This is a genomic window from Mesorhizobium sp. WSM4310, from assembly GCF_007003935.1.
Lineage (GTDB): Bacteria > Pseudomonadota > Alphaproteobacteria > Rhizobiales > Rhizobiaceae > Mesorhizobium.
In genome coordinates this window covers 1-15,149 of record NZ_VFTA01000048.1, presented here as the reverse complement: position 1 = coordinate 15,149, position 15,149 = coordinate 1, and the positions used below count along the sequence as shown (strand labels likewise).

Sequence of the window (15,149 nt, the reverse complement as noted above, 5' to 3'; positions counted from 1 at the left end):
ACAGAAATTGCAACGAGGGCGCTGCAGCGCCCCGTTACACTTCAGCTAATTTCTCGCTCGCGGATTCGCCGGCCACCAACAAGCCGTCTTGGGACCGTAACACTCCTTTGGCAACCAAATCGGCGACCCCAGCTGAAATCAGCTGCCTTAATTGTGCGCTTGTGGCTTTGAAGCCCAGCATCCTGGCAACGCCTGTGGCGATTTCTTCCTCTGTCGCACCGAGGTTGGATTTCACGACTTCCATAGCGCCTTGGGCGACCTCGTCCTGCGCAATCATTTCGGGCTTGCGCAATCCAGCGGACACGACCCCACTGCGATCCCTGAGACGAACAGGAACACCTGGCTTGAAGCAGAAGTTGCCTCGACGGGCTACTGAACCACCTCTCTGTGCTATGCTTACCCCCCGCTCGATTGCATCCTGAATCCTGCCACCGGCCCGCTGCAGACCCCAGGCGTCCCGAATACGCGAAACTATTTCGTCGACATGGATTGGCGTTTCTGTAGCCACGACCTGCTCGACCAGTCCGGCCATGATTCCGCTGGGCGTCTCGTGGAGTTCGAACGATCCCGGTCGCTTTAGTTCGGCCTCTTCGTAGGCTCGATTGGGTGTCTCGGATCCGTTTGTGCTTTCGAGACCGATTTCCGTCACGTTGCCTCGGTCGACCGTAACAACCTGCACGGCTACAGCTCGATTTCTCTGGACCCCCAATTCGGCCCGCTCATCGAGTTCTTTTCTGGCGGCCTCAATCGCTAGTATGGTTCGCTCCAGCTGCTCACGAGGCCGTTGGAACCAGTCAGCGCTCCAGATGCGATGGATGATCCAACCATGGTCTTCCAGAACCGACTGCCGAAGCCGGTCTCGATCTCTGGCCGAGCGAGATGAGTGATATTCTGCGCCATCGCATTCGATGCCAAGAATATAGCGGCCTGGCCTCTCTGGATCCGCAACTGCGAGGTCGATGAAGAAGCCGGCAATGCCCACTTGAGCATGAACCTGATAACCCATTTCGATCAGCGCGTTGGCTACCTGTTCTACAAAGATTGAATCCATTTCGCGAACCGTGACTTGGGCAAGCGAAATTCGCCCTGTTCTCGCGTAGTGCAAGAAGAGCTTGAAGGCGAAGATGCCTTTCCCTTTGCCACGCTCCAGGTCGATGTCCTCGTCTGTGATGGACGCGAATACTTCGCAGCTGCGCTTGGCGCGGCTTATGAGGACGTTGAGCCGACGCTCGCCGCCTTCCGCGCCAAGAGGGCCGAAACGCATGGCCATGTATCCCTGGGCATTCTTGGCATACCCCACCGAGATCATGATCACGTCGCGCTCATCGCCTTGAACATTTTCGAGGTTCTTGACGAAGAATGGCTCGCTTGGATGAGCGTGAAAGAATTCCTCGGTGTCGGGATTTAGTCGCCGCAGCGCTTCGAGTTCATCCTGGATCGCGCGGCGTTGGCTAACCGAAAATGTTGCAACGCCTAGAGTCTCTTGCGGGTTCACCTTCGCATGACGGATGATCGCCTCCGCTACTGCTCTCGCCTCTACCGGATTGGTTCCTGTGCCGCCGGAATCGAAGACCCCCTCCGGCACATGATGAAACCGCAACCCCATACCTGCCTCTTGGGTATAAGGGCTTGGCACGATGAAAAGCCGGTTCTCGTAGAACTGGCTGTTCGATACTGCGATTAGAGATTGGTGACGGCTACGGTAGTGCCAGCGCAGCATACGCTGCGGCAAGCCGCGGGCCGTGAACAGGCCGAGGATGCTTTCAATGTCGGCGACCTGCGCGCCCTCACCCTCGTCATCTTCAGACTGCGAGCCTGTCATCTTCGCGAAGAATGTCGTGGGTGGCAGTTGGCGTTCGTCGCCAACGACGACCACCTGACTGGCCCTGGCGACCGAGCCAAGTGCGTCCACGGGCTGGATCTGAGACGCCTCGTCCATCACGAGCAGATCGAAGGACATCCGGCCGGGCGACAGGAATTGCGCCACCGAAAGCGGGCTCATCATGAACACTGGCTTCAGCGCCTGGATGGCAGGGCCTGCCTTCTGCATCAATTGCCGGATGGGCATGTGGCCTCGTCTGCGCGCCATCTCAGAACGAAGCAGTCCGACAGGTCCAGCTCCGCCGTCTCTTGAAGGAATTTTCCGGTGATGAGCCGTTACAACTTCGATGGCGCCGGCCTTGATGCGCTGGCGGTCCAGATCTGCGAAGTCACGTACAGCCCTGGAATGCAGTTCCCCGTCGAACCTTGCCAGCTCCGGCTCATCGGTCGCCATCGCCAGAAACATTCGTTCGTAGTAGGCCATATCAAAAACTGATCGAGCCGATCCTGTTGTAATCTGGCCGTTGGCTAGGCCGTCTATCAACTGTCCCAGTCCAGCCTTTCGGGCCGTTTCGGATCGCTCTTCATAGGCAACCCATTTCGAGAGCTGCTCCTGATGATCGAGCCAACCCTGCAGCCGAGAAACGACCTCGCCTATCGCGACGTCCGGAAAATCGACTACTCCAAACAAGGAGGGAGCATCGGCTTTCAAATCCCCTGTAAGCGCCTTCAATTCCCGCGCTGCCGCTTGGGCCGCTTCACGTGCTGAACGTGCCGAGTTTGCGATCTCGATTCTTTCAGGCAACCGCGCAGCCAGATGTCGGATCGAGCCATTTTCTTTCAGCCAAAGCTCGGCTTGCGTGAGAGCGGCCCAATCGGATCCTCGACCGTGCCACGACGAGCCGAATACGAACTTGCCAAGGCTCTCTCCCGCATCGATCCCTTGAGCAAGTGCTTGTAGTCTGCCTAGTCGGCGCAGTAGCTCCACCCGCTCAGTGATTAGATCCGGAACGTCAGTCAGAACCTGTCGTGACGCATCATCGGCTTGAGCTACAGTGCTCGCCTTCGCTTCCATCAGTTGCAGCGAGGCCCGCTCGGCGGAAGCCACGTCGCCTAGCATGGATGACGCGAGGTGCCCGAGATCGTTCCAGAAACCTTCGATAATTGGCCGACCGATTTCGATAACCTTGCGAACGCGCGCTGCACGCGCACCGGCCTCGGAGCGTTCCGCCATCCGGCCGGCGATAATCCGAGGTTCGGGGCCTAGCCCTCGTAGAGTCCGCATCCACTCCACTAGCGCGAGCAGTGGCGCGGAAGCCGATCGCTCCCCACGCCAATCTGCCCCGAAGGCGGAACGGCCAAAAGCGTCGCCTTCGCGGACTCTTGCTGCGGCAGCCTGACCCTTCATCAAAAGGTCGAGGAGACCAACTATCTGCGTCGCAGGCGCGCTAGGGTCGACCACAATAGTCCGCGCAAGTGCTGTGGCGCGACGGTAGTCGCCGTTCAATGCTTTCAATATTCCCGTGTGTGTGGCGAGCGCCTGCCGCGCCGCGGCCACCTCGGTGCTCCACGCCGCGTCAACAACCTTGCCCTGAAGGTCGGCTCTGGCAGCCTCAAGCGTCGCTACGCTGTCGGCAAGGTCGCCTGCCTGCTCAAGTCCGGAGTCCCAAACGGTGGCTGCGAAGGCCTCCGGACTTGCGTCAGGTGCTGCCGCTACTCGCTCGCCGGTCACGGCCAGCCTGAGCAAGCCTGCCAACGTGTCTGGCAATATCGCCGATCCGAGTTCCTGATTCAGGCGCTCAGCTTCTTCCCTCAAGCGTGGGAGCAGAATGGTGAGCTGTCGCGCACGATGGAAACCATCTTTCGGAAATTCCGAGGGAAGCTTTGCAAGCTCTGTCTCGAGACCTTCAATTGGCGTGTCGATAGCCGTTGCCGCCAACTGCTCCGAAAGTTCCTCGGACTTGCGGGCGAAATCCGTTCCTGACCAGAGAAGCGATGAAATGTCTTTCGGACGCTCATCCCATACCGGCGAGACGAGCGCCTCGGCAGGAAGTCCAGGCGCGGACGCGAGAAGCTCAGCGCGATCTTCTATCTCGCCGCTGTCGCTGAGAATTTTCGGAGGCTCGGCCTTGATCCGCTCAGCGATACCGACCAGTTTGGCGTGCAGTGCCTTGGCTTGGTCCAGCAACGCCGCGATGCGTGGGACGAGCCTCTCAATGGTCGTTGGAAGAACGACATCCAGGCCAACTCCCCGCCACGGGTGGTGGATCGGCAAGCCGATCTCGTTGATCCGCTGAGAGACCTCATCGAGCAATTTGCGACGTTGCGAAACGCCGTCAGTTGTCCAGCTTGTGGCATCCGTAAGTTCGATGTCCACTGGTTTCTGACCGACCTGCCTTAGTCGGGTTAGCTGGCCGAGAACCTGATAAGGAGTGAGTTCGGACGCTCCGAACGCAACGTGCATTCGTGCAGCATGTGCGTTGAGTTTATCGCGAGCCTCCAGCAAGCGATCAGTTAGGGAAGAAGGAAGCTGGCCCCTGGGCGATCCGAGTTGCCAGGTTCGCCGCAGCTCCTCTAGCATCATGCGCTTGTTCGCCTTGTTACTATGCAGCTCAAGGCAGGCGTCCCCCACCCCAGCAGTGTCAAGCCGTCGCTTGACGACCTCCAGCGCTGCCATCTTTTCGGCCACGAACAGCACGGTCTTTCCGTCGGCAACGGCCGACCCAATAATGTTTGCGATCGTCTGCGATTTTCCTGTCCCAGGCGGACCTTGGATAACGAGGTCGCGACCTTTTCTGACGTCATGGATCGCCAGTGTCTGAGAACTGTCACTGTCGACGATATGCAACATTTCGGCGGGCGCAATGTGCGGATCAATCGCTATGTCGTCCGACATAAGCGGCTCGCGTGTTTCGAAACCATCTGAAAGAAGCGAGCGGATCTTCGGTTGTTCGATAATCTTTGCGCCATCGGGCCAGAGATCCGGATCCAGATCACGGTACATCAAGAACTTCGCAAACGAGAAGAAGCCGAGCACCATATCGTCGCGAAGCACCTCCCAACCCTCTTTGGTCGAAATTGCTTCGGCAACGGCATCGAGATAGGCCGAGACGTCGAAGTCATCTCCCACCTCAAAACGCGGCAGAGCGAGCTTGTGAATGCGGTCGAGATAGAGTTCCAAGGAGAGGTTTGCGGTAAGATCTTCCGGCCGGGCTCGTAGGCGGAATTTTTCTCCAGCGGCCCCTCGCTCAAGCCGAACCGGCACCAAAATGAGGGGGGCCTGACGGATGTTCTCTTTGTTGTTCGGGTCAATCCACTTCAGCATTCCAAGGGCCAGAAAGAGGATATTGACGCCCTGCTCTTCCTCGAGTGTGCGGGCATCATGGTAGAGATCAAGGAGCCGCCGCTGCAGCCCAGTTGGGGTCATACGCGTCTGCAGCTTGGTGTCCGAGTGCCGCGCGGATATCCCTCTGTTATCGACTCCATCGTCCTCTGGTTGGGCGAGAGCGACGGGGGAATAGTCGATCTCTTCGTCTGGAGGGCTGCTTTCATCCTGGCCCGCTTTCGGCCTATCGGGCTTGCCGGCCAGGAAGGTAAAAGCCTTTCCTTCGGTCACCAGCAATCGATAAATTTCGGACGACTTCTCATCGACGATATCGATCGTCTTCGCGCTCTTGGAAAACCGCGGCACATTCAAAAGTCGATTGCGGGCGGAAAGATCGAGCAACTCCATCCTGGCGCGCTCGAGTTTCTCCTTTAGAGGGAGATCGCTTTGGAAGACTGACTGTTTTACGTCCAAGACTTACATCCCCTTTGAAAGGAGAACCAGCTAGAGCCCGCGTAGAGCGTTCGCGCAAGAAAAAACAGCCGTGTTCAATTAGAAACGACTGCGATCACTTCTGGACACCGTCCAATATTGCGACGTGTGATATGGGTCAGAGCCTGCATTCTTGGCCCCCTTTGCCTAGTCGCTATCCGACGAGGATTCTCGCTCCCTGCCCCCGTATTTAGCCGCCTCCACAATGTCTTTTTCTGACACAGAGAGTCCGTTGCGGACCCGAATGGCTCCCGCACTTGGAACGCGGTCCAATTCAGATCCAGTCTTTGCCTTATCCTTCTGGGGCTTAACCTCCGGCGGCGGGTCTTTCGAAAATGTCATGCGTAGGTCCTACTCGTCCAAATCTAAATGCATCCGCCTGTGAGCCTCAAGCCGCTTTCCTGGTCATACAAAGAAAACGCCGCGCCCAATCAATCCACCGTCTCTCGTGGTTCCGCATTCTGATTGGCGCTTTAACATTCATCACTATTAGCGCCTGGCATTTAGTATCCTCCCTCTACTGGTTTTTTTAGCCGATAAGTAATAGATCGGGATTTCACTGCAGAAGTCCGGAGCCATGAAGTGACTGACGAAATCCAAAATACGGCCACCGCGCTGATGGAGCTTACCGCCGATATCGTTGCGGCTTATGTGAGCAAGAATTCAGTGCCGGTCTCCTCATTGCCGGACCTTATTGCCAGCATCAATTCGTCATTAGCGCGTATCGGCCAGCCGTCCGAACCGGAAAAACCCGACCAAGTTCCCGCGGTCAACCCCAAGCGCTCAGTCACTCCAGACTACATCGTCTGCCTCGAAGACGGCAAAAAGTTCAAGTCCCTCAAGAGACACTTGAACACGCATTTTGGACTGACGCCCGACGCCTATCGCCAAAAATGGGGCCTCTCCAACGATTACCCCATGGTCGCGCCTAACTATTCAGCCAATCGCTCCAGATTGGCAAAATCGATTGGCCTCGGTCGCACAGCAGCCGCGCCCAAGAAAGCAGCAGCCAAGAAGTCAAAGACGCGCTAGCAAAACATTTGGCAGCTTCGCAAAGGATCGAAAATTGAATCGCGATCGCTATTCCCATCGCCGCAGCTCGCGGCCAAGACGCGGCCGGGTTTCAATTATGCGCAAGCGTTTCTTTTCACATAAATCATTAGCCGCGATCCTGGTGATCACGCTAGCAGTGGGCGCTTATGTCACCTCCTACTTTACAGGGTGGGGCAACCAGATCGCGGGACCCAATACAGCAAGCGCACTCGGGTCAAAACCGAAGCCTATCGTCGGCGTAGCGTCCATCGTTGACGGGGACACGATCGAGATCCACGGACAGCGTATTCGTTTCAATGGCATCGACGCACCTGAAAGCAGCCAAAACTGCAGCGACGCAAGCGGGCAAGAATACCCATGCGGCCGCAAATCCGCAGAAGCACTGGACATCTTCCTCAGTCAATCCCGACCCATCCAGTGCAACTTTGTTTCGTGGGATCGTTACAACCGCTTCGTTGGTGATTGTCAGCGGGCGGACGGTGCTAGCATTGCGTCTTGGATGGTCGAACAGGGTTATGCCCTGGATTGGCCTCGATACAGCCATGGTAGTTACGCGTCACAACAGGCAGATGCCCAAAGGGCCAAGATTGGCATCTGGGTTGGCACTTTCACAGCCCCTTGGGATTGGCGAGCAACACATGCAGCCAACAATAAACCCGGTAATGACACATCCTACGGCCTTACAGGCCGTCGCCAAATAGCTCAGAGCTATTCGTGTCAACCGCGTCGCTATTGTAAGCAAATCTCCTCATGCGATGAGGCGCGCTGGTATCTCAATAACTGTAGCTGGGGACCCAAATTGGACCGGGACGGCGACGGAATTCCGTGCGAAGGCATTTGCTGACCAAGCCAATTCCTTAGCGCGCTTTCAGCAAGCCGGACTGGCCACCAGCGTTTCGGTGCATTTGCGCGAGTGCCAATAGAGCCTGGCAAAAGGGCTGGCTGACGTTTGTCTTGGAAAATTCCACCAGCTCGTTGAGCCCGGATGGGCTAGAAAACCGCAAGGCTTCGTAGCGACAGACAGGGATCTGCCGATTATCTCTGAAGCGTTTGTCGGGTCCGCCATTCTTATTGGGATGAGCCCAGGTATAGCTCACGATCTCAGCATCAGATGGAACTTTGCCGGTCTCAATAAAATTGCTGGGGGCAAATTGCGTCCTGAGGTCTCCATACCCAACGGCACCGTACTGGTTTCCGTCCTTCACCAAAATCATGTCTGGCATGAAATAAAGGATTTGCCGGCCGACGTGTATCGACGGTGGTGTGACATTGCTGCGAACAACCGTCGGCAAGGAAGCTTGGAGCGTCGTCGACTTTTTATCGACCAACATCGTGGCTCCCGCATTGCGCTTCCAAGTCGTCAGATCCTCTATCTTGCCACCAGCCGCGACATGCCAACTCGCCGCGCAGCGTGTGAGCGTGTCAAAGGCGGCGACAAGTCGCCCGTAGGCCGCCTCCGCGTCCTGCTCCAAATCATAGTAGAGCACGCTCACCCGGCGGTAGCTGTCCAACCAGTTGCCAATAAGCATGCCCGGCAAAAAGGCAGCAATACCGATCAGCGCCACCCCACCTCCCAGCATTGCGCCTGCGATCAATCCGGCGATCCCAAACAGCACGGCCAGGATGAGCGACATTCGCGTCTGCGATTGCCTCGCATTGATTTCATCAAGCACATTGGCAAATGTCTCATCACGCATCTCGATCACATCGGCGGACTCGATTTCTCTCATCACGACGCCACCGCTGACATATTCCACGGGTGAGGATGTTGGATGGGGCTTTGGCCCAGATGGGAATTCAGACAGTTGCAGCGTCTGCTTGGCGCTGCGCTTTCCCAAAGTGCCTCGGTAGTAGAGACCGCCGACGCCTGCATGAATATAATGCCCTCGTGGGCCAGTCCCGATACGAAGACCTTGCACGCCAACGGACGCGCCAACCCCGCCAGACGAGAAGTTAAAGCGGAAAGGTCCCGCACTAATCGATTTTCGAACGTAAAACCCCATCCCCGCAATCCCCCCCAAGCCCTGTGAGCGAAACCCAAGGGCAGTTCGCCTCACAACTTTGGTACCGGAACCAGTCCAATATCTGTCTCTCGCGAACGTTGCCTGACCCTGATCTCAATTCGCCTCCTCGCCTTGACGTCGCCGGCCTGTGCGCCGTCGGTGAGCCGGTCGCCAGGCAATATCAACTGGCCGCCGGACATTGGCAGGATGGTGAAGCCTTTCAGTTCCGGCATATCGCGCAGGATGCCTGTGACGGAGATCGCTCGCGCTAATCCAAGCCCGGCATTGTCGGCAGGATGGAGTGTGCCAATGTCCATCTTGCGCGCCAGTACGGGCTGAAGGCCTCTGTCCATATTCGATGAGTCACCGGACATCGCCTGCTCGTCCGTGTGGCCAATCACCTCAATGACGTCCACACCATAGGAAGTTGCAATTCCAGCAATGGTCTTCGACATCTGCCGCAACTTCGTTTTGAAGCCACCGGAAAGCTCCGCACTTCCAGTATCGAAATTATAGCCATCGAGCTCGCTAAGACTGATGATCGGTGGCCAATCGTGTGGCTTGTCAGCAGAGGCCTCGTTCCTTGCCTTCTTCAGTGCGTCAGCAAGATCCTTGGACGTCTTGCCCGTGCCAACGTAGCCGAGCTCGCGCAGAACCTTCATCTTCTCGATCATGGCTTTGGCCTGATCAACGTCGACGTCGTTGTCAGAGAGGACTTTGGCGGCCGGCGCGCTTTTCACCGCTTCCTCAAGGGTCAGTCCCACTTTTTTGATTGCCTCTGCGGCCTCTTTGGCCCGGACCAATTCACGCCATTCTTGATCTGGTACATTGCGTCGACTTGCAGGCTTGACCATGGCATTCAGCTGAGCCAGCAACCGCTTGTTTTCCTCGTCAAGCTTGCGAGCGTTCTCATTGAGGGACTGCGCAATCTTCTGCGCTGCCGCAGCCTCTTTCTTTGTCTTGGCGATGAGCGCGCCTGCAGCAAGCAAAAGGCAGAAAACGAGAAGCAGCATCGTCTCAGCCATCGTCAGGCCGAGTATCAGGCCGCGGCCATAGCCCTTGCGCTCAAACGTAATGGCTGTTCCGCTAACCTCACTCACCTGCCCCACCAACTTGCTCTCTTTGGCGGTTCACCCTTCTCCACCTCCGCCGGACTGCTTAACGATCGGAAGGTGTCGCCCTCCGTGTCATCCGAAACCTTGATTGGCGTCTCCACAGGGGAGGCAACAGTGGAAGGTGCCGCCACTCGCTCGACATCGTTCGCTATCGCATTGCTCAGAGGCTGGGGAGTGCGCACGGCCGGGAGGCTATGTTGTGTAAGGGTTGCGACGAGGCCGCGTGTTTCATTGCTGTGTTTCTGCATCACAGCCATGAACTCCTCAGTCAAACGCTGCTGCGCTTGGACAGTTTCTGCGGTCTTTTCTGCGGCCGCTGCCGCTCTCTCCACTCCAGTCGCCACCTTGATCACTGCGTCGGCAAGACCGGTCATCCGCGTTTGCTGCTCTTGCGAGGCTGTTTCGGTTTTTATCGCATATTGTGCGACAGCATTACCCAGGAGCTTGACCATCGGCGCCAGATCGTTCTTCAGCACCTCATCAGGAACAACCACCTTTTCCAGCTTGGCAGCCATATTGTCGGCTTGATTACCGAGCTTTCCAACAGAGTTGGACATCGAGCTGTTGGCTTTATCCAGCAAATCCGCTGCAGCTCCAACGCGGTTCGCTATCGAAGCAAACTGGGTTTCGACTTGCCCGAAATTGTGCTGCAACGCGTCACTGAGCTTGGCAGACGCCTCTTGGACAGGCTTGATCGATTCCATGGCAATATTGTCCAGGGCAGATCGAATGTGCTCCCCATTGCGTGCCGCTTGCTCGGCAATCTCTGCAAAGCCCTCTTCGAGCATTTGATGGCTGACACGACGAAAGTCGGCGAACTCCCTGGTTACGCTTTCCATCTCGGCTCTTACACGCCGTGTCATGTCGGCAAGTTCGTGCCTCGCCGTTCGCTCAATGTCCGCGGGATCGCGCCGCATCTGATTGTAGAAAACCCTCAGAGCAATACCGGTGATCGTCGACGTGATCGCGATGCCAAAATTTTGGACGATCGTGTCGGTTGAGCCTTCCGTTCCAAACTGAAACAGCGAGACCCCAAGGCTCGTCAGGGTGAACAGGAAGCCCATATAGTAGAGGTTATCGCCGGTCTGCTCGTCGTGCAGTTGTAGCTTTCCAGCAAAGATCGAAACCCCGAGATAGAAAAACATCAGGCAGGCCGGTGCTACCGCCGCGACGATCGGATTTACGCCTGAGAGTTTTGCAATGGCGATGAATACACACCCGCCGAGTGTCAATGCCGCGAAAACCACGACCGGCAGACGTGGATGATCCAGCAAAGGTTTGTCGTGCGCTCTCGCCATCAGTTTAACCCATCCAAGCCAACCAGCTTTTCGAACTCGCCGTGATGGTTCTGGACCCAATGTGTCCAGAACTCCGCGTGATCCAGGGTCTGAAATGGCTTCTTTGCCCGATCGATATAAAGAATTGTGATGCCCACCCCATCCAGCGACGTCCCATATGTGCGGTCGGCGGCGCTGTTGAGGTATTTTTGGTAATCCAGTCCCGATCGGTACTGCGAGTAAATCGTCGTATGCTCGATCATGTCAGAGGCGACCACCAATCGCTTGGGACTGCCCTGTTTGGCCAAGCTGCTATCGAAGAGCGACAGCTTGATTTTCTGAATTCCAGCCATGATCGGAGATTGGCTCGCGGAAGCCGCATTCGGGATTTCATCGGGAAGTTTGTTCAAAGGATCGCCGAAGGCGTTTTCCCACTTCTTTTGACGCCGCGCAGGATTGTTGGTCCAACTATCGACGGTCGACCCATCACCGGGATTGCATCCATCGAACATCACCGTCAGCTCACCAGGCGCCGAGCTCAGGGTATAAATCCTCACATACCCACCCGGCTCGACCTGCCCAATGGTCTTTCGGAACTCGTTCTTGAGATCAGCCATCGTCGTTGCCGAAATTGGATCAGTGGCGTCGATGAGGACGGCGGTCAGGCTGGAGGGTCCGTCCAATGGGCAATTCGTGTTGGCGTCGATATGGCCATTGCCAGACCTGGTCCACATCCAGCCGAAGCCGGCCAACATCGCAACGGATAGCACACCAAGGGCAATGGCCGCGGCAATGGTACCCGCATTGCCTTTCTTGCGTCTGCGGGTTCGCCTAGACATTCACGCTGTCCGGGTGAAGCTTATCAAGATCTCGGTACTGCTCAATTCCCCGTTCGCATTCCTGACCAATCAGACGAACCTGCTCGTTGAGTTCCTCCTGCGCCTGGCGAATTGATGCGCCAACATCTCCCTCATTCCACTCCCGCTCGCCGGTGACGTATGGCTTGATGCGATCAAGTTTGTAGGGCGTTCCGAAATGCTTGGGCGCCGGCTCGGTCCTCGCCTGGATGTTGGCTTCCCGATACATCGACAAAAGCTGATTGCAGGCTCGCTCCAATTGGTCTTGATGCTGCGCAAAAAGAGCCAGAAGCCTCGATCGATGATCGACAATCGCGCGGTGCTCGCGCCGGCGACTACCAAGCTGCTTGACGATTTCCTCCACTTTTTCGTTGTGGTCGTCGCGGACATCCTGCAGCTCTTCGATCAGTTCCTTCTTTCGATCGATGTAGTCATCGCGCCGTCGAACGAGCCGATTTTCAACGCCAGTGTAGCCTGGGTAAGGGTCGAGCACGAACCAGCCGTCGATAAAAGCGAAAAGCGAAAACATCAGGCCGATCGCAAACAGCAACCAGGACTTGATGTCCGTGAGACCCGCTGGATTGGCGAGCATATTACGGATGACCTCAGCGCCGGCGCCGTCAGCGAGCGAGCCGCTGACCTCACGGTAGTGCGCTAGCGCCAAGTTTATCGAAATCGCCAAGCCGATATAGAAAAGGATTGAAATGATCCCAACGAATTTTACGAAAAACGACCGATGGGTGACGAGACGAGCGCAGAAAACCGCCAGGAGCAAAGCCGCCCCGATGTTGATGAAAGAGAATGCCGCAGCCTCAAGGATGCCACCAAAAAATCCCTGCTCATTGCCCTTGGCCAGGAAGTTGCCGTTCATCGCTGTCTCGACCAGAAACAGAAATAGCAGAAGCGATAGCCGGAAAATGTGAGCGGCACCGTGCTGCACACGCGCGGCACGAACGAGACCGTGCTTCTCCTTAAACCATGCATGCTCTTTTTCGGCGTCGTTCAGGGCCCTTCTCAGGCCGTGAAGTTCATCGAGGCCCACGGCGACCGAGGCTTTGAAGTCCGAAACGCTAGCGGCATTCGTCTGACGGATTAGACCGAATTGTTCCTCGAAATCGAGGCCGGCAAGACGACCTCCAAGGAGTTGCAGGTTGTCCTCAAGAGTGTGATGCGCAGCCTTCTTCTCATCCTCAACGCGTTCCACGATGGCATGTTCGACATCGTCGAGATTCTTTGCCGTTTTCGGGGGTTGGTTCACCTCGCCGCGCTGCTTTCCGCGGTTAATGACATCCAGGTCGCCGTCGATCTTGGCAGGGTCCAGGCTGTTGAATAGCTGAGTGCTCGCCCGAAAATCGTGGTTGGATTCTCGCAGTGAGTCACGCAACTTATTTAGTTTTTCGAATTTAGAGCCCACGCACTCACAACCCCAACTTTACGCCCCCCGGCAGAGTGGTTTCTATGCATAGTAGAGCTAAAGGGCAACCGCACATTCACTTCTATCCACTTGCTAGTGCGGATCAGGCTCAATTGAGTTCCAACAAATGATCATGGCTGCTGATCAACTGGTTGATCGGCCGCGACTAGTCATGTCATGAGCCGTGCTGCGATGCTCTAAGGACAGAGTGCTACGAGCGGGTTCGCGACTGGGAAATTATCCACAGTCGTATACGTGTACTGGATCTCACCGCCCAGGCGAACGAAGGCAGATAGTTCCTCCGCACGACAGACATAGTTTTTGGTCATTTCATCGATCTTCTGGACATAGACCGGCCGCGAGACGCCAGCAGCCAACAATTTGGCGTCTACTTCCGCATCGGTCTGAGCCCAGGTGGCGTTGAAAACGATCCTTGGCCCGATTGCGATGATGCTCCGAACGGAGATGTTCGAACTGATCAGCATGGGCAATGCTGGAGCCATTTCGGTTTGCATTTTTTTTGCGTAGGCGCAGACGTCGGTCTTGGTGTACTTCGAGAGGCATTCATTTGCCGTCGCCACCCTTGGCCATGTCAGCAGGATCGCCAACGGGACGTGCATCAATCGCAATCCATCCAAAGTATTCTCCTCGCCCGATCTTGGCCTGCACAGAGGAGCATCTATCCTATTTGTGTTCACAGTGCCACGAGCAGCTTGTGCCCGACCGGCAATAGTGCTCTGTCTGAAATACTTTGGGAGGGCAATAAAATGAAAACAACATTTCTCGCGGCTATGGCCGCTGCAATAATCGCTTGCGCGACCGGCGCGTTTGCACACAGTGGCGGCACTGATGCCAACGGTTGCCATACCAACCATAAGACCGGCGCGTATCACTGTCACTGAAGGTCACGCCTTTCTGAGGGACACAAACATGCTGAAGAACATCATGTCAGCTCCGCTGGGCCTCCTCTTCATGCTGGGCGGGCCGATCACCTACGTGATGAATGTCGTCGACACATGGCAGGGCCATGCATCAGTGGTCGTAAAAATCCTGATTAACTTGAGCCTGGATGCGATGTTGGCGTTCATTTGGCCGATCACTTGGGCAATCTGGCTTTTCAAATATATGGCGGGCGCCGAAACTCCACTAACAACCGTGCTGGGCGTTTGAGGATCAAGTTTGCTGAAAATAATGCTTTTCGACGCCGGCCGGAACGGTCCGGTTGGTCTGCATCTGTGTAGCTATTGCCTCGCTGCTGGCGGTAGCGCCATGGCCGTACGGCTATTACCAATTCCTCCGCGTGGTGGTCTTTTTCGCCGGGATCTACTGCGGAGCCATGGTGTGGCGATCAGGCCCTGAAAATCGCACCCTGGCTTGGGCGCTGTTTGGAGCGGCAGCGATCTTCAACCCGTTCATGCCGGTTCATTTGCCGCGCGAGCTGTGGGCAATCTTCAACGTCGCAGCGGCTACTCTGTTCGGCTTTGTCGCATACCGGCACCGGAATTAAGCCGATAATCTGAGATGGCCAAGAGTGGACCTGAGACGCCGAAGGTCAAGGCGCGCCCGAGGGTCACCGTGTCACAGCCGTTGGCGCTTTATGCGGGAGATCTCCTCGAGCGGACGAAGGAGTACTTCGAGGCTTTCAACCATCTAGGCTCGGAGTCGGAAAAGGCGCATCTTTTTGCCCGTTATTTTCTATTTTCGCATGCCCTAGATGTGGAGCTTCAACAGGTTGTCCTCGATCAGGGCGAGGCGACTGATAGGCGTTTTTGACTTTAGGCTGCCATGTGGA

The 15,149-nt window shown here is 56.4% G+C and carries 12 protein-coding genes; 5 read left to right on the top strand and 7 right to left on the bottom strand.

The annotated features are described in order from the left end of the window. Positions 1 to 34 precede the first annotated feature (34 nt). Positions 35 to 5,620, bottom strand: coding sequence for a DUF3320 domain-containing protein (locus FJV80_RS31130; protein ID WP_063169424.1), 5,586 nt, complete (start codon positions 5,618 to 5,620; stop codon positions 35 to 37). 636 nt (positions 5,621 to 6,256) lie between these two features. Here FJV80_RS31130 and FJV80_RS31125 point away from each other — a divergent pair. Together FJV80_RS31125 and FJV80_RS31120 are read left to right on the top strand one after the other, a co-directional pair. Further along, positions 6,257 to 6,670, top strand: a complete 414-nt coding sequence (locus FJV80_RS31125; protein ID WP_082826711.1) for a MucR family transcriptional regulator — start codon at positions 6,257 to 6,259, stop codon at positions 6,668 to 6,670. 34 nt (positions 6,671 to 6,704) lie between these two features. Further along, on the top strand, positions 6,705 to 7,535 hold the full coding sequence (locus FJV80_RS31120; protein WP_127224212.1) for a thermonuclease family protein: 831 nt from the start codon (positions 6,705 to 6,707) through the stop codon (positions 7,533 to 7,535). A 13-nt stretch (positions 7,536 to 7,548) separates the two neighbouring features. Here the strand turns inward: FJV80_RS31120 and FJV80_RS31115 are convergent, their stop codons facing one another. The 6 genes from FJV80_RS31115 to FJV80_RS31090 all read right to left on the bottom strand — a co-directional run bounded on the left by FJV80_RS31115 (position 7,549) and on the right by FJV80_RS31090 (position 13,995). Beyond that, entirely contained in the window at positions 7,549 to 8,694 is a 1,146-nt protein-coding gene (locus tag FJV80_RS31115; protein WP_095770037.1) for a DUF4236 domain-containing protein, read from the bottom strand. A 50-nt stretch (positions 8,695 to 8,744) separates the two neighbouring features. Continuing rightward, positions 8,745 to 9,803, bottom strand: a complete 1,059-nt coding sequence (locus tag FJV80_RS31110) for a hypothetical protein (protein WP_224571173.1) — start codon at positions 9,801 to 9,803, stop codon at positions 8,745 to 8,747. Then, positions 9,791 to 11,107 carry a hypothetical protein gene (locus FJV80_RS31105; protein ID WP_063169428.1) on the bottom strand — a complete coding sequence of 439 codons (1,317 nt, stop codon included), beginning with the start codon at positions 11,105 to 11,107 and terminating at the stop codon, positions 9,791 to 9,793. The genes FJV80_RS31110 and FJV80_RS31105 overlap by 13 nt, the downstream gene beginning before the upstream one ends. Further along, positions 11,107 to 11,925 (bottom strand): hypothetical protein, encoded by an 819-nt coding sequence (locus tag FJV80_RS31100; RefSeq protein WP_063169429.1) that lies wholly within the window; start codon positions 11,923 to 11,925, stop codon positions 11,107 to 11,109. The genes FJV80_RS31105 and FJV80_RS31100 overlap by 1 nt, the downstream gene beginning before the upstream one ends. Continuing rightward, the gene (locus FJV80_RS31095; RefSeq protein ID WP_063169430.1) at positions 11,918 to 13,357 is read right to left on the bottom strand and encodes a hypothetical protein; all 1,440 of its coding nucleotides are present in this window, start codon (positions 13,355 to 13,357) and stop codon (positions 11,918 to 11,920) included. Before FJV80_RS31095 ends, FJV80_RS31100 begins: the two co-directional genes overlap by 8 nt. Positions 13,358 to 13,554: 197 nt before the next feature. Beyond that, complete coding sequence (locus FJV80_RS31090; RefSeq protein WP_126066778.1) at positions 13,555 to 13,995, bottom strand: hypothetical protein; 441 nt, start codon at positions 13,993 to 13,995, stop codon at positions 13,555 to 13,557. A gap of 129 nt (positions 13,996 to 14,124) precedes the next feature. On the opposite strand from FJV80_RS31090, the gene FJV80_RS35765 reads away from it, so the two are divergent. From FJV80_RS35765 to FJV80_RS31075, 3 genes are read left to right on the top strand one after another with little or no spacing between them, the layout of a single operon-like run. Then, entirely contained in the window at positions 14,125 to 14,259 is a 135-nt protein-coding gene (locus tag FJV80_RS35765; protein ID WP_199489651.1) for a YHYH domain-containing protein, read from the top strand. A 28-nt stretch (positions 14,260 to 14,287) separates the two neighbouring features. After that, positions 14,288 to 14,527: a hypothetical protein gene (locus tag FJV80_RS31080; protein WP_082826591.1), complete on the top strand. Its 240-nt coding sequence runs from the start codon at positions 14,288 to 14,290 to the stop codon at positions 14,525 to 14,527. 52 nt (positions 14,528 to 14,579) lie between these two features. Continuing rightward, on the top strand, positions 14,580 to 14,864 hold the full coding sequence (locus FJV80_RS31075; protein ID WP_063169433.1) for a DUF6804 family protein: 285 nt from the start codon (positions 14,580 to 14,582) through the stop codon (positions 14,862 to 14,864). Positions 14,865 to 15,149 lie beyond the last annotated feature (285 nt).